Here is a 21340-nt window from a genome sequence, read left to right on the forward strand (position 1 = left end):
TATGGGAAGGAAATATTAATCATGACAGCAATCGCTTTGTTCGGGGCGGGCGGCAAGATGGGTTACCGTCTGGCCAAGAACCTTCAAAGTTCGCGCTTCGACGTCCGTCACATCGAAGTCAGCGACGCAGGCAAGGCACGCCTGAAGAGCGACCTCGGCATCGACACTATCGATGCGGATGCAGGTCTTGAAGGTGCTGATGTCGTCATTCTGGCTGTGCCGGACACCATCATCGGTAAGGTTGCTGCTGGCATCGTTGACAAGCTGAAGCCAGGCACAATGGTTATTGCGCTCGACGCAGCCGCACCATTTGCCGGTCATCTGCCAGAACGCGCAGACCTCACCTATTTCGTAACCCATCCTTGCCATCCGCCGATTTTCAACGACGAAACGGACATGCAGGCAAAAAAGGACCACTTCGGCGGTTTGTTTGCAAAGCAGCACATCGTTTCGGCTCTGATGCAGGGGCCGGAAGAAGCTTATGCGCTGGGTGAAGAAATCGCGAAGGTCATCTGGGCACCGGTCATGCGCTCGCACCGCGTAACCGTCGAGCAGCTCGCAATCCTCGAGCCGGGCCTGTCGGAAACCGTTTGCGCCTCGCTTCTGGTTGTCATGAAGCAGGCCATGGATGAAAGCGTCCGGCGTGGCGTTCCTGAAGAGGCGGCCCGAGACTTCCTGCTGGGGCATATGAATGTCCTTGGAGCGGTCATTTTCGGCGAAGTTCAAGGCGCATTCTCCGATGCCTGCAACAAGGCAATCGAATTTGGTATCCCGGCGCTGATGCGCGACGACTGGAAAGACGTATTCGAACCGGCAGAAATCGCAGAAAGCATCCGTCGCATTACGTGACGTCACTTGGGAGGGCGTCACACGCTCTCCCCTTTTCCGCCCTTTTGGGAAATGGGGCTTATTGGGAGGTCTACATGAAGTTCACACGCAGGAAAATTGCACGCGGTTTTGCTATTGCAGCCGTTTCGGCAACATTGGCAGGCAGTGTTGTCATGCCAGCATGGGCTGCTGATCTGATCGCGATCATCACGCCATCGCACGACAATCCATTCTACAAGGCTGAAGCCGTCGGCGCTGAAGCCAAAGCCAAGGAACTGGGCTACGATACGCTGATCCTTCAGCATGACGACGACGCGACCAAGCAGTCGCAGCTCGTCGATACGGCCATCGGCCGTGGCGCAAAGGCTATTATCCTTGACAATGCCGGTTCGGAAGCATCGATTGCTGCCGTTCAGAAGGCAAAAGACGCGAAGATTCCTTCTTTCCTGATCGACCGTGAAATCAACGCCTCGGGTGTTGCTGTTTCGCAGATCGTATCCAACAACTATCAGGGCGCTCAGCTCGGCGCTGAAGAATTTGTCAAGCTGATGGGCGAAGCCGGCAATTATGTCGAGCTGCTCGGCCGTGAATCCGATCTCAATGCTGGCACCCGCTCCAAGGGCTATCACGACGTTATCGACGAATATCCAGACATGAAGATGGTTGCGCAGCAGTCTGCCAACTGGAGTCAGACTGAAGCCTTCACGAAAATGCAGAGCATTTTGCAGGCAAACCCTGATATTAAGGGCGTGATTTCCGGAAACGACACCATGGCCATGGGCGCATGGGCAGCTCTTGAAGCTGCCGGTCGCAAGGACGTTATCGTTGTCGGCTTTGACGGCTCCAATGATGTTCGTGACTCGATCAAGGCAGGCGGCATCAAGGCAACTGTTCTTCAGCCAGCCTATGCTCAGGCACAGATGGCTGTCGTACAGGCTGACGAATATATCAAGACCGGCAAGGGACCTGCTGAAGAAAAGCAGTTGATGGACTGCGTCCTCATCAATCCTGACAATGCAGACAAGCTCGAAACCTTCGCTTTGAAGGATTAATCAAGCGCGGCTTGGCCGGGAGCGCCAGCGCTCCCGGTACTATTTCCTGTATCGAGGATAAATTCATGTCAGTGCTGAAGTCAGCTTCCATTATCGTGCTGGCCTGCGGTGTCGCGCTTTCGGGCTGCAAAATCATCAAGACTCCGACAGCAGAAGAAGCCGCAGAAGCACGCGGCGATAATTTCAATCCCGATCGTTCGGTTGCCGACATCTGGGATTCAAAAGTTAAGCCGTTCTTTGCCGAGAAAACTGCAACGCTCGATGAAGTGATGCAGGCAATAAACGCAGATGCGGATGTCGCGGGAGCAAAATACGGCCATCGCGAAAAGCAGGGCAATGCCCCTTGGACCTTTGCGGCCAAGCTTGAAGGCACGGTGGTCGCCGCCGAAACGAAATCGCGCGCAGCCTATGTTGATGTCGACAGCAATGGCGATGGCAAGGCCGATGCACGGGTGCAGATCGGGCCGACCGTTCGCGGCAGCGCAATTCGCGACAGCCTCTCCTTTGTGAACTTCAACGAGTTTCGCAATCAGATCGACTGGGCTCAATTTGGCAAGGCGTTCAACACCCGCGTCAATGACGATGTTCTTTCAAAGGTCCCGCGCGAAGATTTGGTTGGCATGAAGGTGAAAGCCGAAGGTGCTTTCCCGTTGCCATCGAAGGGCCAGCTTCCGCTCGTCACGCCTGTTTCCATCTCTTTGGAGAAATAAGCGATGGAAACGGAATTGAACCCAAAGGACGATATCGTCCTCAAGCTTGAGGATGTTTCCAAGGTCTATTCGGGCATTGTCGCGGTTAAGCGAGCCAATCTTGAATTGCGCCGTGGTTCGGTCAATGTGCTTGTCGGCGAAAACGGAGCTGGCAAGTCAACGCTGATGAAAATCATCGCGGGCGTTGAGCGTCCGACCATGGGGAAGATCATTCTTGATGGCGAGGAAGTGTCATTCGACAGCCCCGCCGACGCGCAGAAGCGCGGCATTGCGATGATCTTTCAGGAACTCAACCTGTTTTCAAACATGACGGTGGCAGAGAACATCTTTGCCACGCGCGAAATTACACGCGGTATGCGCGGCATTGATCACAAGGCGCAGGTCGTCAAGGCCAATGAATATCTCGACCGCCTTGACGCAGGTATCAGTGCAAGTTCGCTCGTTGCCGATCTGCCGATCGGTCAGCAGCAACTTGTCGAAATCGCCAAGGCTATTTCGCTCGATGCACGCATCGTCATCATGGATGAACCGACATCGGCCCTTTCTGCAGCCGAAGTCGACATTCTGTTCAAGGTGATCGCCGAGCTTAAAAAGAAGGGCGTGGCAATCGTCTATATTTCGCATCGTCTCGAAGAACTGATGCGGATTGGCGATTACATCACGGTTCTGCGTGACGGAAAAATCACCGGCCAGGAAGAGGTCAAAAATATCGATACGCAATGGATCGTGCGTTCGATGATCGGTTCCGATGCCAAGGATTTTGCCAAGCCTGTGACCCACAAAATCGGTGCAGAACGGTTTCGCGCTGAAAATATCACCCTGCCGCGTGCAACCGGTGGGCTTGCAGTTGATGACGTCTCCCTGACTGTGCGTGCAGGCGAAGTTCTGGGCATTTATGGCCTTATGGGCGCCGGGCGTTCCGAGTTTTTCGAATGTGTGATGGGCCAGCATGGGCATTCCACCGGCCATATCTATATCGATGGCCAGGAAGTGAAGGAGCGCGATACGACCCGTCGCATCCGGCGTGGTCTTGCCCTCATACCGGAAGACCGCCAGCGCGAAGGTCTGGTACAGATTTTGTCGATTGCCAGCAATCTGACACTGGCAAGTCTCGACCGGCTGGCTCGCTTCTTCCACATCACGCCAAAGCGTGAAAAGCAGGCCATTCAACAGGCAATCAAAGACCTTTCGATCAAGGCACCGAACCCCGAATTCGAAGTCACTTCGATGTCTGGCGGTAATCAGCAGAAGGTTGTCATCGGCAAGGCGCTGATGACCAACCCGAAAGTTCTTTTGATGGACGAGCCATCGCGCGGCATCGACGTGGGTGCAAAGGCCGATGTCTTTCGCACCATGCGCAGGCTTGCTGCCGAAGGTCTATCCATTCTTTTTTCAACCTCTGATCTGGAAGAAGTCATGGCGCTCTCTGATCGCATCGCGGTGCTCAGCAATGGGAAGCTGATTGCCATATTCGACCGCGATAAAGCGACGGAAGCCGACATTGTTGCCGCATCGGCCAAGGGCCACGGGCACACACATGACAACGACCACAACAAACAAACAAGGGAACTCGCGTCATGACAGCCAACACGACGACGGCCGCCACTGACTCAACCTTTAACAGCGGCTCGGCCCTGCTGACGCTGATGAAACTGAGAACCTTTATCGCGCTTTTCGCGGTGTTTATCTTCTTCTCGTTCGCAGCACCGAACTTCCTTTCAGCCGCCAACCTGATCCTGATGTCGAAGCACGTTGCGCTTAATGCATTTCTTGCAATGGGCATGACCTTCGTCATTATCACAGGCGGCATCGACCTTTCCGTCGGCTCCATTGTCGGGCTTTGCGGCATGGTTGCCGGTGGTCTTCTGATCTACGGTATCGATCTTGGCATCGGCTATACGATCTATTTCAACATCATTGAAATCTCGCTGATCACATTGGCCGTTGGTGTCGCAGTCGGCTTCATAAACGGGCTATTGATCACCAAACTGAATGTTGCGCCCTTCATTGCGACACTTGGCACGCTTTATGTAGCGCGTGGCCTGGCACTTCTGTCCTCGGACGGCCAGACCTTCCCGAACCTTGTAGGCCGCGAAGACCTGGGCACAACCGGCTTCGCCTTCCTCGGATCTGGCAGCATTCTCGGCCTTCCGGTCTCAATCTGGATTCTGATCGTCGTCGCATTGGCAGCAGCCTATATCGCGCGATACACACCACTTGGTCGCCAGATTTTTGCTGTCGGCGGCAATGAACGTGCGGCACGCATGTCAGGTATCCGCGTCGACCGCGTAAAGATGTTCGTTTACATGTTTTCGGGCTTCTGTGCTGCGATCGCCGGGCTTATCATCTCGTCCGAACTAATGTCTTCGCATCCGGCAACCGGCAACTCGTTCGAGCTGAACGCCATTGCGGCAGCCGTCCTCGGCGGCACTTCGATGTCGGGCGGACGCGGCACCATTGGCGGCACAATCATCGGTGCATTCGTCATCGGTATTCTCTCCGATGGTCTGGTCATGATGGGCGTATCGTCCTTCTGGCAGATGGTCATCAAGGGCCTTGTCATCATCATTGCCGTGGTGGTTGATCAGGCACAGCGCCGCCTCCAGCAGCGCGTTACACTCATGCAAATGGCAAAAGCAGGATAAAGGCTCAGTCAATGGCAGAATTGAATGGCGCTCTGATCGGCTGCGGTTTCTTCGCAATCAACCAGATGCACGCATGGAATGACGTTTCGGGTGCCAAAATCGTGGCAATCTGCGACCGCGATCCTGAGCGGTTGAAGATTGTCGGCGACCAGTTTGGCATCGAACGCCGCTACACGGATGCGCAAGCGCTGTTTGCAGATGGCGGCATCGACTTTGTCGATATCGCCACCACGGTTTCAAGCCATCGTGCTCTGGTGGAACTTGCTGCCGCCCACAAGGTGCCAGCAATCTGCCAGAAGCCTTTTGCCAAAACGCTTGATGATGCCAAGGCCATGGTGAAGGTCTGCGATGAAGCAGGTATTCCGCTCATGGTGCATGAAAACTTCCGCTGGCAGACACCTATTCAGGCAGTGCGCAAGGCACTCGACAGTGGCGTCATCGGCACGCCGTTCTGGGGACGTTTCTCCTTCCGCTCGGGCTTCGACGTGTTTTCCGGCCAGCCATATCTTGCAGAAGGCGAACGCTTCATCATCGAAGATTTAGGCATTCATACGCTTGATATTGCACGCTTCATTCTGGGCGATGTGACCAGCCTTGTTGCACGCACAAAGCGTGTGAACCCGAAGATCAAGGGTGAAGATGTAGCAACCATCCTCATGGACCATGAAAATGGTGCTACTTCCATTGTTGATGTAAGCTATGCCACCAAGCTCGAAACCGACCCTTTTCCGGAAACGCTCATCGAAATAGATGGCACTGAAGGTTCGATCCGGCTTTATCAGGGTTATCGCCTTGAAGTGATTACGCCGAACGGCACCACGGTTTCCGACGTTTCGCCAAAACTGCTCTCATGGGCCTCACGTCCTTGGCACAATATTCAGGAAAGCGTTTTTGCCATTCAGCAGCATTGGGTGGACAAGCTGGAAACTCGCGAAGAAACCTCGACATCGGGTGCGGATAATCTCAAGACTTTCGCGCTCGTCGAAGCCGCCTACGACAGTGCCACAAGCGGCAATCGCGTCGACATTACGGCGTTGCTCAAATGAGCAACGTCGATCCTTTCCTACTCTATGGAACGCGAGAAGCCGAAGCTCAGCCAACGCATCTGAAAGCAGGCTTGCTTGGCCTGGATTTAAGCGACGGCAATCTCCGCACCATCACTTATGACGGCGTCGAAGTTTTGCGCGCGGTCTCCTATCTCGTGCGGGATCGAGACTGGGGAACCTACAACCCGGAAATCCATGATCTGAACGTCGAGCAAAACGGCAGCGGTTTCATCGTCACCTATCAGGCACGTTGCGAAGGCCCGGATGCGACCCAACTCACCATTAATGTTCGCATTCAGGCAGAGAGTGGCGGTACGCTCACTTTCGACGCCGTAGCGAATACAGCGACAGGCTTTGAAACCAACCGGTGCGGCTTTTGCATCCTGCATCCAATCGTCGGCGTTGCAGGTGCACCTGTAAGCGTCGAGCATGTTGACGGTAAACTCAACAAGGCCTGCCTGCCCGATCTGATCGAGCCATGGCAGCCTTTCAAAGACATGCGTGCGATCACCCATGAGGCCATGCCTGGCGTTACGGCCGAATGCCGCATGGAAGGCGATACGTTTGAGATGGAAGATCAGCGCAACTGGTCCGATGCATCTTACAAGACCTATGTACGTCCGCTGGCTTTGCCATGGCCTTACCAAATCGAAGCCGCCAAACCCCAACATCAGCGCGTCGTGCTCAACATTTCCGACACTCGCGCGGTGACACCAAATAACACCCGTTATGCGGAGCCGGTGAGCATCACGTTTGGTGACACAAGCGGCAGAATGCCGAATATCGGCATTATCATCACACCGGAAGAAGCCAAAGCAAGCCTCGCCGCAATTGATCTGTTGCAGGAGATTGGTCCGCAGGATCTGTTATTTCATTACGATCCACTGGCAGGGCACAAAGGTTCGACCTTTGCGGATTTTGCAGCCCTGGCTGCGAAGCATAACGGGCGCGTTTCGCTCGAAATTGCATTGCCTTGCGAGAAATCACTCATCGAAGAGACGACAGCAATCGCTTCAGACATGAAAGCGACTGGCTTTACCCCAGATGCGGTCATTGTTTCACCGGCTATAGATCGGCAGTCAACACCACCCGGCAGTGAATGGCCACCCTGCCCGCCGCTTGAAGATGTTTATGCAGCAGCAAGAGCAGCCTTCACGAATGCGCGGCTTGGCGGCGGAATGCTGAGCTATTTCACCGAACTTAATCGCAAGCGCATTCCGGGCGAGCTTGTTGATTTCGTCACCCATTGCACCAATCCAATTGTTCATGCCGCTGATGATCTGAGCGTTATGCAAACACTGGAGGCGCTGCCGTTCATTACCCGTTCAGCGCGCGCGATCTACGGCGACAAGCCCTATCGCATCGGGCCATCGACCATCCCCATGCGCCAGAACCCTTATGGCAGCAGAACGATGGAAAACCCGAATGGCAAGCGCATTGCGATGGCCAATCGTGATCCGCGCCATAATGGGAAGTTCGCGGAAAGCTTCGCATTGGCCTATGCCATATCAGTGCTAAATGCAGGCCTTGATCGTCTGACACTTTCGGCCTTGACTGGTCCGTTCGGGCTTATTGCAGATGAAGGCGAACCAACGCCCGTAGGCGGAAAACGTCCGCTCTTCAATACGATAAAAGCTTTGGCCGGGCTGGCAGGAAAGAAATGGCAACAGCTTGTTTCGTCGCGGCCTAATCACGTTCTAGCCTTTGCGACAGAGCAAGAATTCTGGCTGGTGAACATCACTTCACAGCCTCAAACTGTGAGCATCGCTCAATTTACCGAGATTGTTCTCAATCCCTATGCAGTTCAAAGCTTGAAACGCTGCTAGTTTTTAATCAGGCTGACGTTTCGTTCTGATCAGGAGCGACCAGCGCCAGCTATAAAAACGATATGCCCGTCAGCAAGAACTGACGGGCATAAATCGGAGGAGTTTTGAGCAGTTTAGATCAGATTTGGGTAACAGGCAGACGCCAAATCATTCCCACTCGATCGTGCCGGGCGGCTTTGAAGTCACATCATAGACAACGCGATTGATGCCACGGACCTCATTGATGATGCGGGTTGCCGCATTGCCAAGGAAGTTCATGTCGTAGTGGTAGAAATCGGCCGTCATACCGTCCACCGAAGTCACGGCGCGCAGCGCACAGACGAATTCATAGGTACGACCGTCGCCCATCACGCCTACGGTCTGAACCGGCAACAGAACGGCGAAAGCCTGCCAGATGGCATCGTAGAGGCCAGCCTTGCGGATTTCGTCCAAGTAGATGGCGTCGGCTTCGCGCAGGATTTCCAGTTTCTCGCGCGTAATACCGCCCGGACAGCGGATCGCAAGACCCGGTCCTGGGAACGGATGACGACCGATAAAGCTGTCCGGCAGGCCGAGTTCCTTGCCGAGCAGGCGTACTTCGTCCTTGAACAATTCGCGCAGCGGCTCAACGAGCTGCATCTTCATGCGCTCAGGCAAGCCACCCACATTGTGGTGCGACTTGATCGTGACCGAAGGGCCGCCGGTGAACGAAACGCTTTCGATGACGTCCGGATAAAGCGTGCCCTGCACGAGGAAATCCGCGCCGCCTAGCTTCTTGGCTTCTTCTTCGAACACTTCGATAAAGAGGCGGCCGATCGTCTTACGCTTCTTTTCCGGATCGCTTTCGCCTTCCAGCTCGCCGATGAAACGATCAGCAGCATCAACGAGAATGAGTGGCAGGTTGTAATGTTCGCGGAACATTTCAACGACCTGCTGAGCTTCGTTCTTGCGCATCAGCCCGTGGTCAACGAGAATGCAGGTCAGCTGATCGCCAATAGCTTCATGCGCCAGAAGCGCCGCAACGGACGAATCCACGCCGCCGGAAAGCGCGCAGATAACCTTGCCACTACCGACCTGTTTACGAATTGCTTCGACAGCTTGCTCGCGATAGGCACCCATCGTCCAACCCGGCTTTACGCCGACGATACGATGAACGAAATTCTGCAACAGCTTGGCGCCATCCGGTGTATGCACGACTTCCGGGTGGAACTGTACGCCGTAATATTTGCGCTTCTCATCAGCGATAACTGCAAAAGGCGCGTTTGGCGAAGTACCGATAATGGTAAAACCATCGGGCAGCGATGTAACGCGATCACCATGGCTCATCCAGACCTGATGGCGGGTGCCCTTTGCCCATATGCCTTCGAAGAGAGGGCTATCTTCCTGTACATCCAGGAAAGCACGACCGAATTCGCGATCATGGCCACTTTCCACCTTACCACCCAGCTGGGCGCACATCGTCTGTTCGCCATAGCAGATGCCGAGGACCGGAATGCCTTCTTCGAAAACGGCCTGGGGCGCACGCGGCGACCCGATATCAGTCGTCGAATGAGGGCTGCCTGAAAGGATGACACCTTTCGGCTTCAGCCGCTTGAAAGCCTCTTCCGCAGACTGGAAAGGGACGATTTCACAATAGACGTTGGCTTCGCGCACGCGACGCGCAATCAGCTGCGTAACCTGGCTGCCAAAGTCGATGATTAAGATTGTGTCGGGATGTGCCGTGGTGCTCATGTGCAGCATCTATTTAAAAAGTGACCGGGATGCAATGCCTATATGGGTTATCGATGCCATGCTCAACAAGTGCGTTGCCAAAAATCGACCTATACTGACATACCATAGTCAGGAGCCGACAAGAGGCCATCCGCGATTGCAGCCTCCAGTCGCTCAACCGCATGGGCCAGTTTTTCATCGATAATGTGCAGATACTGTGTCCAGTCCCCGACATGCTGCAACTCGCTTGCACCATCGGAGATACCGCGAAGCCCAAAAAGCGAAACTCCTGCAAGCTGGCATGCGCGTAGACAGGCATAGGTTTCCATATCGACCATATCCGCATCAATCGCCGCATAGGCTTTGCCGGAAACGATATTCGCACCTGTTGAAAGCGATGCGGCAGGGATTTCCGGTACGGAAACCGGAAGTTCGATCACATTGGGAAGATCGAGAAAAGGCGTCGCGCCTTTTTCAAACCCAAGCGGCGAAGCATCCATATCGCGATAGGAAACGGAAGATACCTGGAACACTTCCGCTTGCGATAGTCTGGCTGAGCCTGCAGAGCCGAGTGAAATCACAAGATCAGGCTTTTCTCCCGCGTGCATCAGAGCTGCAAGAGCATAGGCGAGATTGGCAGCCGCCTCGACCGGCCCTACCCCGATCATGACCGGCGTGAAGAGCTTCGCCAGATGACGTCCATATTCGGCATCAACAGCCATAACGTAGAGCAGACGCTTTCCGGCGACGATCTTCATCATCCCTGCAGGCCTTTTCTGTCCTGCACGACCATCATTGTTCCAGTCATCGTTGCGATCAGGCGCACTTCCGTGTCGGTAACAGCAAACGCCTGCCCATCACTAACCATGATGGTACGACCGGGCTTGGTAACCTCACCGCGAAAGAGGAACCGTTCCCCTTTGCCTGGAGCAAGCAGATTCACTTTAAATTCGATAGTCAGTACTGCCGCATCGGAAGGCATCAGCGTCAGCGCTGCATAGCCGCAGGCAGAATCGAGAGCGGCAGAAATCATGCCCGCATGCAAAATGCCATGCTGTTGTGTCAGCTCCTCACGAAACGGCATTTCAACTTCAACGATGCCAGGCTCACACCGTGTCAGTTCAGCGCCGATCAGCTTCATGGCCGCCTGCCGACCAAAGCTTTCCTCGACGCGCTCTTTAAAATCCGGTTCTGCTACACGATGCGCTGACATCGTCTCCCCCGCTTTATTTTGATCTTTGCAGAATGCTCACATAAAAACCGTCAGTGCCAGTGGACAATGGCGAAAATACCGCACCATGCGACGGAAATACCGGCTCCACTTCACCGGCATCGGCAACAATTGTGTTCCAGATCGCCTGTGGCGCAACTTCCGAAAAATCAGCGTTATCTGTGAGAAACCTCGCAACCTGTTGCGTGTTTTCTTCCGCAAATAGAGAACAGGTAACATAGGCAAGTCGCCCACCCGGTTTCACATAATGCTTGGCAGATTCCAGCACTTCCTTCTGGTCCTGAACGCGCCGCTCAAGCTGCTGGTCGTTCAGCCGCCATTTCGCATCCGGGCGGCGGCGCCATGTGCCGGAACCCGTGCAAGGCGCATCAGTCAGAACGAGGTCCATCTGCCCTGTGAGCGGGTCGAGTGCATCGAGATTTCCATGGACCTGCGTATTGCGCACCCCTGCACGCTGCAGTCGCTCATGCATCGGCGATAACCGGGAGCGTTCCGCATCGTAGGCGTGGACTTGACCACTATTTTGCATCGCAGCAGCCAGAGCCAATGTCTTGCCACCAGCGCCAGCACAATAGTCCAGCACTTGCTGGCCTGGTGTGGCACCAGCAAAGAGCGCGGCAAGCTGTGATCCCAAATCCTGAACCTCGAACCAGCCGTCGAGAAAGGCCTGCTCGCCCTGCACATTCGGGTGGCGGCCAAGTGCTTCAATCGGCGGGATACGTAGCGCCTGCGCAAGGAACGGCGCGGGTGTAGCACCGGCTTTTTCAAGCGCTGCAAGTGTTTTTTCAGGCGTCGCCTTCAAACTGTTGACACGAAGATCGACTGGCGGTCGCGTTGCCAGCGCCCTGCCTTCCTCCACCCAGCGTGCGCCGAAAAGTTCCTCCAGCGACAATGCGCACCATTCGGGCACATCCGCCTGAACATGGGCAGGCGCTTCGGTGACATCCCTGCTTTTCCAAGCAATACGACGCGGCTGCTCCAGCACTTCCGGCGCAAACTTGTCTCCATCGAGAGCAGCGTCGATGGCCGCAATATCCATGCCGCCGTCGGCCAATAGTGCGCCAAAAGCCAGAGCGCGTGCGTCATCGGCATCCATTCGCCATGCGATGGATAATTTGCGGCGCAGTGCATCATAGACAATGTTGCCGATCACAGCGCGATCACCCGCGCCTGCGAAACGATGGGAAGCGCCCCAATCCTTCAACACATCAGAAGCCGGGCGTGTGCCCGCTTCAATCTGATCCAATACCTCGATAGCCGCCTGCAGGCGTCCGCCAAGCCGCATTGTGTCTCCTTCTCGAATGCCTGCTCGGGCATAGCCTTCCTTGCAGGGAAAAGGCAATCGGCAAATCAAAACAAAAAGCCGGAGCGATGAGCTCCGGCCTTCCTTCCATCTTATAAAGACGGTTTATTCAGCCGCCGTTGCCTCTTCATTCGTGGCAATCGTGTTGGCTTCATAACCATGTGCGTCCTTCAAGGCCTTGCGCACACCGGCCTCATAGTCGGGATGGATGAGCTTGAAGTGACCGAGCTGACGCTCAACGATGAAGCCCGGCACACCGCCCATTGCGGCTGCAATGTTGGAGAACAGACGCTGTTTCTGCCCCCCATCGAACAGATTGAACAAGGCCCGCGGCTGCGCGTAATCGTCATTGCCCACACGATGATCATAGCGAGCGGCATCACCAGAGATACGCAGCGGCGGCTCCTTGGCCGACGGCTGTTCAACCGGACCATTAAACGAGTTAGGCTCGTAATAGGCGTCCGGGTTGCCAGTCTTGATCCCGCCATAGACATTCATCTGACCATCGCGGTGATAATGATGAACCGGACACTTCGGCTGGTTGACCGGAATGCTTTCGTAATGCGTACCAAGGCGATGACGATGCGCATCCGCATAAGAGAAAATGCGCGCCTGCAGCATCTTGTCAGGCGAATAACTGATGCCTGGCACGATGTTCGACGGCGAAAAAGCCGCATTCTCGATCTCGGTGAAGTAGTTTTCCGGATTACGGTTCAGCTCCATGATGCCGATATCAATCGGCGGATAGTCTGCATGCGGCCAGACCTTGGTAAGATCGAACGGGTTATATGGTGTCTTGTCGGCGTCGAGTTCCGGCATGATCTGCACCTGGACTTTCCACTTCGGGAAATCGCCCTTGTCGATGGACGTGAACAGGTCTTCCTGTGTGGATTCTCGCGTGCGACCAATCACCCCCTCGGCTTCGGCATTGGTCCAGTGCTTGTGGCCCTGCATGGTCTTGAAATGGAACTTGACCCAATAGCGTTCACCGGCATCGTTCCAGAACGAATAGGTGTGAGAGCCATATCCGTTGATATGGCGTACGTCGGTTGGCAAGCCACGATCGGACATCAGGATCGTCACCTGATGTAGGCTTTCCGGCGAGAGCGACCAGAAATCCCACATGGCGGTCGCCGAACGCAGGTTCGTCTTGGGATGACGCTTCTGGGTGTGGATGAAATCCGGAAACTTGACCGGGTCGCGCACGAAGAACACAGGCGTGTTGTTTCCGACCAGATCCCAGTTGCCTTCCTCGGTATAAAACTTGAGAGCAAAGCCGCGCACGTCGCGCTCGGCGTCAGCGGCACCCTGCTCGCCAGCCACAGTCGAAAACCGTGCCAGCATCGGCGTTTTGGCACCCGGCTGCAGAGCCTTGGCCCTAGTGTATTTCGAAATATCGCCAGTGATCGTCAGCGTACCATAAGCGCCCCAGCCCTTGGCATGGACAGCACGTTCCGGAATACGTTCGCGGTTTTGATGGCTCAGTTTCTCAATGAGCTGATAGTCCTGCATCAAAAGCGGGCCGCGCTCACCCGCGCTTAGGGAATTCTGGTTGTCCGGTATCGGAGCACCTGCACTCGTCGTCATAATTGGGCGATCTGTCATGAGAATTCCCTCCTGAAAAGCCGATATTGGAATACATCTAGCCTTGCTAAAAGCATGGCACAATTCGTCCGTGTCACGCCTTGGCTAGGTAACTGGCTCAGATTAGACCTATTCCAATCATAATCTCCAATTGCTTTTCCGATTATTTTCGATAAGTTTTTCCTATCATGTTTACAGTACGTCAGATGCGCTATTTCGAAGCGCTTGCCACCACGCTGCATTTCCGCAAAGCTGCTCAATTGGCACATGTCTCCCAGCCCGCGCTTTCAGCTCAAATCGCGGAAATGGAGGCAGTCGCAGGCGCACCACTCTTCGAGCGCTCTCAGCGACAGGTAATAATGACGGAGCTCGGCAGGCAACTTTATCCGGGTATCAAGACAGTGCTGCGTGAACTCCATGCACTTGAGGAAATTTCCGCGCAAAGCCGGGGATTGCTGCAGACACGGTTGCGGCTGGGGATCATTCCGACCGTTGCACCCTATTTGGTCCCGGTTCTCATCCCGCTTTTGCGCGAACGGCATCCGTCATTCCGCCTCCAATTGCGAGAAAGCATAACCGCCAAACTTCTTGATGAACTGCTTGCGGGTGAAATCGACGCGATTGTCGCCGCCCTTCCTATCGATGATGAACGACTTGCTCAGAGAAAACTGTTCGATGATCGCTTTCTGATAGCGACCTCCACCAATGATCAAACGGTTCTGTCTTCACCGATGACGCAGGACAACGTCGCTCTCGATCGCCTACTCTTATTGGAAGAAGGGCATTGTATGCGGGATCAAGCCTTGGCCGTTTGTTCGCTGCCTTCGCAACGCCAGCTCGTAAAATATGGCGCTACCAGCATGACCACCCTTTTACAAATGGTGAGTCATGGCATGGGTCTTACTCTCATTCCCGAAATCGCGGTGCGCGCGGAAGCACGCAGCAATCATATGCGCATCGTGCCTTTTGAAGGCGACCAGCCGAAACGGGAAATCGCCTTGTTCTGGCGGCGCCAGAGTATGCGTCGGAAGGATTTTCAGGCGCTCGGTGACTGCATTATGGAAAGCGCCAATGGGCTTCTCATCAATCCAAAGGAACTAGAAGCTCTCGCAAAATGAAAAGGCGGCTTTAAGCCGCCTTTTATAAATACATCAGGAACTGACCTTACATGCCGCCCGGATAGTTGGGGCTTTCACGGGTGATAGCAACGCCATGTGAATGGCTTTCCCGAAGACCGGCATTGGAAATTCGCACGAACGTTGCCTTTTCACGGAACTCTTCCAACGTCTTGGCGCCAACATACCCCATGGAAGCACGCAAGCCGCCTGCAAGCTGGTGAAGAACTGCAGAAATTGGCCCCTTATAGGCGACCTGTCCTTCAATCCCTTCGGGCACGAGCTTCAGCTCGTCGCGCACTTCCGCCTGGAAATAACGATCAGCCGAGCCACGCGCCATGGCACCAACCGAGCCCATGCCGCGATAGGCTTTGAATGAACGTCCCTGATGCAAATAGACTTCGCCGGGGCTTTCTTCCGTACCGGCCAGCAAGGAACCAGCCATCGCTGCAACGGCTCCGGCAGCCAGTGCCTTAGCGAAATCGCCAGAGAACTTGATGCCTCCATCAGCGATCACCGGGATATTCTGCTTCTGCGCTGCCTCAACGGCTGACATAATGGCCGAAAGCTGCGGAACGCCAACACCGGCGACGATACGCGTAGTGCAGATTGAACCCGGCCCGATACCCACCTTCACCGCATCCGCACCCGCATCAATCAGTGCCTGTGTACCGCCAGTCGTTGCCACATTGCCTGCAAGGATAGCAACGTTCGGATAGGCTTTCTTGATACGAGCCACAGCATCGAGAACACGCTGCGAATGGCCGTGCGCCGTATCCACGACTAGAAGGTCGACACCTGCTTCTATCAAACGTTCTGCGCGCTCATAACCGTCTTCGCCGACGCTCGTAGCAGCGGCGGCGCGCAGACGTCCCTGAGCATCCTTGGCTGCATTAGGATTGAGCTGCGACTTTTCAATGTCCTTGACGGTAACGAGACCGACGCAACGTCCTTGATCGTCGACAACGAGAAGCTTTTCAATGCGATGAGCATGCAAGAGACGCTTTGCTTCGTCCTGATTGACATTCTCACGAACCGTAATGAGGTTCTCACGGGTCATCAGCTCGTAGATTTTCTGCTTCGGATCAGAAGCGAAACGGACATCGCGATTGGTCAGGATACCGACAAGACGCCCTGGGCCCTTGGTAGCATTCTCAACGACCGGAATACCGGAAATTCCATGTGCCTTCATCAATGCCTGAGCGTCGGCAAGTGTGGCATCCGGCCCAATGGTGACCGGATTTACGACCATACCCGATTCGAACTTCTTGACCTGGCGGACTTCTTCGGCCTGACGTTCCGGCGTCAGATTGCGGTGAATGACGCCAATGCCACCAGCCTGTGCCATCGCAATGGCCAGACGAGATTCTGTCACTGTATCCATGGCAGCAGAAAGAAGGGGAAGGTTAAGCTCGATATCCTTCGCGATGCGTGTGCGCAGATCAACCTGCCCCGGCATCACTTCGGAATGGCCCGGCTGCAACAGTACATCGTCGAATGTGAGAGCGAGAGCGCCAGTGGGCGATTCCACGATTTTAGCCATTGCCAATTCCTTTGCCGATTTTATCGAATGAGAAAAGCCGCCTCTCCGGAATAGGTCCGAGAGCAGCGACACATCTGGTTTGCTAGGTTGAATTGGCACCGGCTGGTAACACGGTTATGACCAAATGGAAAGCCTTTCGCTGACAAGTTTCAGTTACCGATAAGGATTTGCGTGATAAATCTCTGCACGTCAAAAACGGGCAGCAGCAGATTTGCAGGGGCAAAGTGAGAAAATCCTATAGACGTGTTCCGCTTGTCAGACGGTCAAAAGCCATGTGGATGTCGCCGCATGTCTGGAAACCACGGCTGGTCTTCTGGTGCGGCGCATTAGCCATCGGTCTGATCAGCGTCGGCTTTGCAGAAGCCGCTGACATTGCGCAGGACTGGTTCAAGACACTAACAAGTGGAAACAGCTGGCGCGCTTGGCTTCCTCTGCTTATCACACCGCTGGGATTTATGGTCTGTTCCTGGATCGCCCTCTCCTGGTTCCCGAACTCAGGCGGAAGCGGCATTCCACAAGCAATTGCTGCACGCCACTTGCACGATCACGAAGATCGAACTCTTCTGCTTTCGCTCAAGACCGCAATCGGGAAAATCATTCTCACTCTCGGGGGGCTTTTTAGCGGTGCTTCCATCGGACGCGAGGGCCCGACAGTGCAGATTGGCGCATCCATTATGATGCAGTCAGCGCGTTTCGGCGGCATGGAGCAGGCACGCGGCCTCATCCTTGCAGGATCTGCTGCAGGTATCGCCGCAGCATTTAATACACCTCTGGCGGGTGTCGTCTTCGCGATCGAGGAGATGGGGCGTGCCTATGCAGCCCGAACCAACGGCCTTGTGCTGTCCGCTGTCATTCTCGCGGGTCTCGCCTCGCTTGGTCTTGTTGGAAATTATAATTACTTCGGACTGACCACCGTTACGGCTTCGACTGGCAAGGATTGGGTTCTGGTTATTGCCTGCGGTGTAATCGGCGGAGCATTCGGGGCAGCCTTCAGTGCGCTCGCGCTTGAACTAGGACGCCGTGTGCGACGTCGTGTTCAAAAAGCTCCACTTCGCAATGCCGTGCTTTTCGCAGGAATTTGCGGCCTCCTCGTCGCAATCATTGGCATTGCATCCGGCGGATCGACCTTCGGTGCAGGCTACGATCAGGCACGGAGCGCTGTCGAAGGGCTGGCTCTTCCGCCTCTCTACTTTATCGCGAAGTTTCTTGCCGGACTCCTCTCCATGATTTCGGGAATACCGGGCGGGATATTTGCGCCGTCTTTATCGGTCGGCGCAGGATTGGGCAGCACAATCGGCCTTGTTCTTGGAACCAGCGCCAGCCTTGCTGCCGTTCTTGGCATGGCGGGATATTTTGCCGGTGTCGTGCAAGCGCCCATGACGGCATTCGTCATCATTCTGGAAATGACCGGCAATCATAACAATGTCATTCCACTCATGTGTGCATCAATGCTGGGCTACGGCACTGCGCGGCTGATTTCTCACGAGCCCCTCTATCATGCCCTGTCACGTGACTATGTGGCCGACGTTCTGCGCCAGCGCCGGGCACGCGAAAAGAATACGCTCTCTCAATAGAGCAAAAAATGGAGGAGAAAACTGTTCATGGATCGCAGAACATTTACCAAGTCGCTTGCGGGACTTGGGGCAATGTCCTTTGTCGTCAATGCCGCATCGGCAGCTACTGAGGGAGGAGCGAATATGCTGAAACTTATGGGTGGAAGCATCACGGATGTACCCGGAATCAAGCTGGGACACCACACACTGACAAAACGTCCGACCGGCTGCACCGTCCTTCTATGCGAGGACGGCGCTTCTGCGGGTGTCGACGTGCGCGGTTCAGCCCCTGGTACGCGCGAAACTGATCTGCTCGATCCCATCAATTATGTGCAACAGGTTCAGGCCATCCTGCTTTCCGGCGGTAGTGCCTATGGTCTGGCGGCTGCAACCGGTGTCATGCGTTACCTCGAAGAAAACAATCTCGGCTTCAAGATCGGCAAAGGCGTCGTTCCGATTGTACCGGCAGCAATCCTGATGGATCTCGGCGTCGGAGATTTTTCCGTGCGCCCCGATGAAGAAGCCGGCTATCTGGCATGCAAGGCCGCAAAGGCCGAGGCTTCTGGAGAAGGCAATATCGGTGCTGGTGCAGGCGCGACTGTCGGCAAAATGTTTGGCATGGATTACGCCATGAAGGGCGGACTCGGCACTGCCAGTTACAAGGTGCCCGGCACCGAAATCGTTGTCGGCGCAATCGTTGCTGTCAACGCTGTCGGTGATGTCTATGCGCCAAACTCACGCCAGATTCTGGCTGGTGCAAGGACAGAGGACGGCAAGGGCTTCCGTGATACAATGTCCGCCATCATGCAGGGCCACGGTGTAGTAAAGTCAGGCGGCGCCAACACAACGATCGGCGCAATAGCGACCAACGTCTCGTTCGACAAGGCGCAGCTCAAAAAGATTGCGGGCATGGCGCATGACGGTTTTGCACGCACGATCAACCCAATCCATACGATGTGGGACGGCGACACGATCTTCGCACTTTCCACAGGCAAGGCAAAAAACGTGGAAGCCGATGTAACTGCGATTGGAGCGATTGCGGCGACGGTTATGGCAGAAGCCGTGGCACGTGCAGTTGTCAATGCAGACAGCCTTAAGGATTTGAATTTGCCAGCACATAAGGATTATGCTTCGCAATAAGGCGATTATCTGCAGACAACATTGTGTATTCGGCAGCATCCGTGAATGCACAAAAGGCGGTCTGGACGGACGGGGTTTAGAAGCATGTTCTTTACAGAAGCGAATCCTTCTATAGTCCGGCCATGCCAATTCGACACTTAAGCGAAACCATCATCAATCAGATCGCGGCGGGGGAAGTCATCGAACGCCCCGCCAGCGTTATCAAAGAACTTGTCGAGAATGCAATCGACGCTGGCGCGACCCGCATTGAGGTCGTAACAGGTGGCGGCGGCAAGACATTGTTGCGCGTGACTGATAACGGCTCGGGAATTCCTGTTGATGAGCTTCCATTGGCAGTTTCCCGCCACTGCACCTCCAAGCTTTCCGATGATGTGCATGACATTCGCGCGCTTGGATTTCGTGGGGAGGCTCTGCCATCCATCGGCTCGGTCGCAAAACTGACTCTCAAATCTCGTCCGCAGGACGCTGATTCCGGTTTCGAAGTTTCGGTCTCAGGCGGGCATCTCGACGGCCCTCGCCCCTCTGCTTTGAATCGCGGAACAATTGCGGAGGTCCGCGATCTTTTCTACGCGACCCCCGCCCGTCTAAAATTCATGAAGACGGACCGCGCGGAAGCTTCAGCGATAACCGATGTCGTAAAGCGCATTGCAATTGCCTTTCCGCATGTCCGCTTTTCGCTTGCAGGCACCGACCGGACACCACTGGAGTTGTCCGCAACCGGTAGCGGCGCAGAGGCAACGCTCGAGCGTATCAACCAAATACTCGGGAAAGAGTTCGGCGAAAATGCGCTCGCCATCGACGCCGAGCGTGACGGTGTGCGTCTGGCCGGTTTTGTCGGCATACCCTCCCATAATCGCGGCAATGCCCTGCATCAGTTCGCTTATGTGAACGGGCGCCCGGTGCGTGACAAACAGCTTTTCGGGGCATTGCGCGGAGCTTATGCGGATGTCATGGCACGTGATCGCCATCCGGTTGCCGTATTGTTTCTGACGCTGGACCCTGCACTGGTCGACGTTAATGTGCATCCGGCCAAGGCTGACGTACGTTTCCGTGATCCGGGTCTTGTACGTGGACTGATTGTTGGCGCAATCAAACAGGCACTGGCTCAGTCGGGCATTCGGCCTGCAACCAGTGGTGCCGATGCCATGCTGCAAGCGTTCCGCGCAGAAGGATTCCAGCCAGCCACGCCATCATCCACATCACGGCCTCCTTCGGCTGGTTATTCATCTGGAAACTGGCGCCCTGCGCCTTCAGCCCCGAGAAATGAATGGTCACCGCAGACCGCGCATCCAGCGCATCGGCCGCTGGACTTGGGAGTGGCACCCTCCTTTCAGGAAAGTGATCAGGCGACACTCGCCACCGTCAATGTTTTTGCAGCGGACACGCGGGCGACGCTTGACGAAGTGCCGGTGGAACTCCAGCAGAAGCCGCTTGGTGCGGCCCGCGCACAAATCCATGAGAATTATATTGTTTCGCAGACGGAAGACAGCCTCGTTATTGTAGATCAGCATGCGGCTCACGAGCGCCTTGTTTACGAGGCATTGAAAAATGCCCTGCATTCCCGCCCCATACCGGGACAAATGCTGCTTATTCCTGAAATCGTGGATTTGCCGGAAGAAGATGCAGAGCGACTGACAACCCACGCAGAAACGCTTTCACGCTTTGGCCTCGGCATCGAGCAATTCGGGCCGGGTGCCATTGCAGTGCGGGAAACGCCGGCAATGCTCGGAGAAATGAATGTACAGCAGTTGATCCGCGATCTTTCGGATGAGATTGCGGAGCACGATACATCTGAAGGATTGAAGGCCATGTTGAACCATGTGGCCGCAACGATGGCCTGTCATGGTTCCGTTCGCTCGGGACGGCGGTTGAAGCCTGAAGAAATGAATGCACTTCTGCGTGAAATGGAAGCCACCCCCGGTTCAGGCACATGTAACCACGGTCGCCCGACTTACATCGAATTGAAACTGACAGATATCGAACGGCTTTTTGGCAGGCGTTGATAGAATTACGACCAAGCCAGATGCCGGTACTGCTGGACGCAACGCGCGGCAGTTGCTAGAGTCAACCACAAA

Annotated in this window: 17 protein-coding genes; 11 read left to right on the top strand and 6 right to left on the bottom strand. The window is 55.1% G+C overall.

The window, feature by feature from the left end:
• Window positions 1-21: 21 nt before the first annotated feature.
• From F9K91_RS00350 to apnL, 7 genes are all read left to right on the top strand, one after another.
• A complete protein-coding gene (locus F9K91_RS00350) occupies window positions 22-849 on the top strand; it encodes a phosphogluconate dehydrogenase C-terminal domain-containing protein (protein WP_151676892.1) in 828 nt (275 codons plus the stop codon).
• 74 nt (window positions 850-923) lie between these two features.
• Window positions 924-1880 carry a D-ribose ABC transporter substrate-binding protein gene (locus tag F9K91_RS00355; protein ID WP_007878322.1) on the top strand — a complete coding sequence of 319 codons (957 nt, stop codon included), beginning with the start codon at window positions 924-926 and terminating at the stop codon, window positions 1878-1880.
• Between the two features lie 65 nt (window positions 1881-1945).
• Window positions 1946-2590, top strand: a complete 645-nt coding sequence (locus F9K91_RS00360) for a DUF2291 family protein (protein ID WP_151676893.1) — start codon at window positions 1946-1948, stop codon at window positions 2588-2590.
• A gap of 3 nt (window positions 2591-2593) precedes the next feature.
• A complete protein-coding gene (locus F9K91_RS00365; RefSeq protein WP_151676894.1) occupies window positions 2594-4171 on the top strand; it encodes a sugar ABC transporter ATP-binding protein in 1578 nt (525 codons plus the stop codon).
• Window positions 4168-5235, top strand: coding sequence for an ABC transporter permease (locus F9K91_RS00370; protein WP_010661025.1), 1068 nt, complete (start codon window positions 4168-4170; stop codon window positions 5233-5235). The genes F9K91_RS00365 and F9K91_RS00370 overlap by 4 nt, the downstream gene beginning before the upstream one ends.
• Window positions 5236-5246: 11 nt before the next feature.
• Complete coding sequence (locus F9K91_RS00375) at window positions 5247-6281, top strand: Gfo/Idh/MocA family protein (protein WP_151676895.1); 1035 nt, start codon at window positions 5247-5249, stop codon at window positions 6279-6281.
• The gene (apnL, locus tag F9K91_RS00380; protein ID WP_151676896.1) at window positions 6278-8107 is read left to right on the top strand and encodes a D-apionate lactonase; all 1830 of its coding nucleotides are present in this window, start codon (window positions 6278-6280) and stop codon (window positions 8105-8107) included. Before F9K91_RS00375 ends, apnL begins: the two co-directional genes overlap by 4 nt.
• A gap of 147 nt (window positions 8108-8254) precedes the next feature.
• Here apnL and guaA read toward each other — a convergent pair whose 3' ends face one another.
• The 5 genes from guaA to katA form a co-directional block, all read right to left on the bottom strand.
• Window positions 8255-9817: a glutamine-hydrolyzing GMP synthase gene (guaA, locus tag F9K91_RS00385; protein WP_151676897.1), complete on the bottom strand. Its 1563-nt coding sequence runs from the start codon at window positions 9815-9817 to the stop codon at window positions 8255-8257.
• A gap of 89 nt (window positions 9818-9906) precedes the next feature.
• Window positions 9907-10557 carry a 5'-methylthioadenosine/S-adenosylhomocysteine nucleosidase gene (locus F9K91_RS00390; RefSeq protein WP_151676898.1) on the bottom strand — a complete coding sequence of 217 codons (651 nt, stop codon included), beginning with the start codon at window positions 10555-10557 and terminating at the stop codon, window positions 9907-9909.
• Window positions 10554-11009 carry a PaaI family thioesterase gene (locus tag F9K91_RS00395; protein ID WP_010661020.1) on the bottom strand — a complete coding sequence of 152 codons (456 nt, stop codon included), beginning with the start codon at window positions 11007-11009 and terminating at the stop codon, window positions 10554-10556. Before F9K91_RS00395 ends, F9K91_RS00390 begins: the two co-directional genes overlap by 4 nt.
• Window positions 11010-11022: 13 nt before the next feature.
• Window positions 11023-12312 carry an RsmB/NOP family class I SAM-dependent RNA methyltransferase gene (locus tag F9K91_RS00400; protein WP_151676899.1) on the bottom strand — a complete coding sequence of 430 codons (1290 nt, stop codon included), beginning with the start codon at window positions 12310-12312 and terminating at the stop codon, window positions 11023-11025.
• A gap of 123 nt (window positions 12313-12435) precedes the next feature.
• Complete coding sequence (gene katA / locus F9K91_RS00405; RefSeq protein ID WP_151676900.1) at window positions 12436-13935, bottom strand: catalase KatA; 1500 nt, start codon at window positions 13933-13935, stop codon at window positions 12436-12438.
• A gap of 167 nt (window positions 13936-14102) precedes the next feature.
• Between katA and F9K91_RS00410 the strand changes: the two genes are divergently transcribed.
• Window positions 14103-15032, top strand: coding sequence for a hydrogen peroxide-inducible genes activator (locus tag F9K91_RS00410; protein WP_151676901.1), 930 nt, complete (start codon window positions 14103-14105; stop codon window positions 15030-15032).
• A gap of 46 nt (window positions 15033-15078) precedes the next feature.
• On the opposite strand, the gene guaB is transcribed toward F9K91_RS00410, so the two are convergent.
• Window positions 15079-16572 carry an IMP dehydrogenase gene (gene guaB / locus F9K91_RS00415; RefSeq protein ID WP_061346583.1) on the bottom strand — a complete coding sequence of 498 codons (1494 nt, stop codon included), beginning with the start codon at window positions 16570-16572 and terminating at the stop codon, window positions 15079-15081.
• Between the two features lie 224 nt (window positions 16573-16796).
• Here guaB and F9K91_RS00420 point away from each other — a divergent pair, with 224 nt between their 5' ends.
• The 3 genes from F9K91_RS00420 to mutL all read left to right on the top strand — a co-directional run bounded on the left by F9K91_RS00420 (window position 16797) and on the right by mutL (window position 21268).
• Window positions 16797-18146 (top strand): chloride channel protein, encoded by a 1350-nt coding sequence (locus F9K91_RS00420; RefSeq protein ID WP_151676902.1) that lies wholly within the window; start codon window positions 16797-16799, stop codon window positions 18144-18146.
• Window positions 18147-18173: 27 nt separating this feature from the next.
• Entirely contained in the window at window positions 18174-19265 is a 1092-nt protein-coding gene (locus F9K91_RS00425; RefSeq protein ID WP_151676903.1) for a P1 family peptidase, read from the top strand.
• Between the two features lie 122 nt (window positions 19266-19387).
• On the top strand, window positions 19388-21268 hold the full coding sequence (gene mutL / locus F9K91_RS00430; protein ID WP_151676904.1) for a DNA mismatch repair endonuclease MutL: 1881 nt from the start codon (window positions 19388-19390) through the stop codon (window positions 21266-21268).
• Window positions 21269-21340 lie beyond the last annotated feature (72 nt).

This window comes from Brucella tritici, from assembly GCF_008932295.1.
In the GTDB taxonomy this organism is placed as follows: domain Bacteria; phylum Pseudomonadota; class Alphaproteobacteria; order Rhizobiales; family Rhizobiaceae; genus Brucella; species Brucella tritici.

Bases quoted from the DNA above. Each gene is read 5' to 3' on its own strand.
- F9K91_RS00375 (WP_151676895.1), top strand. From the start codon at position 5,247: ATGGCAGAATTGAATGGCGCTCTGATCGGCTGCGGTTTCTTCGCAATC.
- apnL (WP_151676896.1), top strand. From the start codon at position 6,278: ATGAGCAACGTCGATCCTTTCCTACTCTATGGAACGCGAGAAGCCGAA.
- F9K91_RS00365 (WP_151676894.1), top strand. From the start codon at position 2,594: ATGGAAACGGAATTGAACCCAAAGGACGATATCGTCCTCAAGCTTGAG.
- guaB (WP_061346583.1), bottom strand. From the start codon at position 16,572: ATGGCTAAAATCGTGGAATCGCCCACTGGCGCTCTCGCTCTCACATTC.
- mutL (WP_151676904.1), top strand. From the start codon at position 19,388: ATGCCAATTCGACACTTAAGCGAAACCATCATCAATCAGATCGCGGCG.
- katA (WP_151676900.1), bottom strand. From the start codon at position 13,935: ATGACAGATCGCCCAATTATGACGACGAGTGCAGGTGCTCCGATACCG.
- F9K91_RS00390 (WP_151676898.1), bottom strand. From the start codon at position 10,557: ATGATGAAGATCGTCGCCGGAAAGCGTCTGCTCTACGTTATGGCTGTT.
- guaA (WP_151676897.1), bottom strand. From the start codon at position 9,817: ATGAGCACCACGGCACATCCCGACACAATCTTAATCATCGACTTTGGC.
- F9K91_RS00425 (WP_151676903.1), top strand. From the start codon at position 18,174: ATGGATCGCAGAACATTTACCAAGTCGCTTGCGGGACTTGGGGCAATG.
- F9K91_RS00355 (WP_007878322.1), top strand. From the start codon at position 924: ATGAAGTTCACACGCAGGAAAATTGCACGCGGTTTTGCTATTGCAGCC.
- F9K91_RS00370 (WP_010661025.1), top strand. From the start codon at position 4,168: ATGACAGCCAACACGACGACGGCCGCCACTGACTCAACCTTTAACAGC.
- F9K91_RS00360 (WP_151676893.1), top strand. From the start codon at position 1,946: ATGTCAGTGCTGAAGTCAGCTTCCATTATCGTGCTGGCCTGCGGTGTC.
- F9K91_RS00410 (WP_151676901.1), top strand. From the start codon at position 14,103: ATGTTTACAGTACGTCAGATGCGCTATTTCGAAGCGCTTGCCACCACG.
- F9K91_RS00395 (WP_010661020.1), bottom strand. From the start codon at position 11,009: ATGTCAGCGCATCGTGTAGCAGAACCGGATTTTAAAGAGCGCGTCGAG.
- F9K91_RS00400 (WP_151676899.1), bottom strand. From the start codon at position 12,312: ATGCGGCTTGGCGGACGCCTGCAGGCGGCTATCGAGGTATTGGATCAG.
- F9K91_RS00350 (WP_151676892.1), top strand. From the start codon at position 22: ATGACAGCAATCGCTTTGTTCGGGGCGGGCGGCAAGATGGGTTACCGT.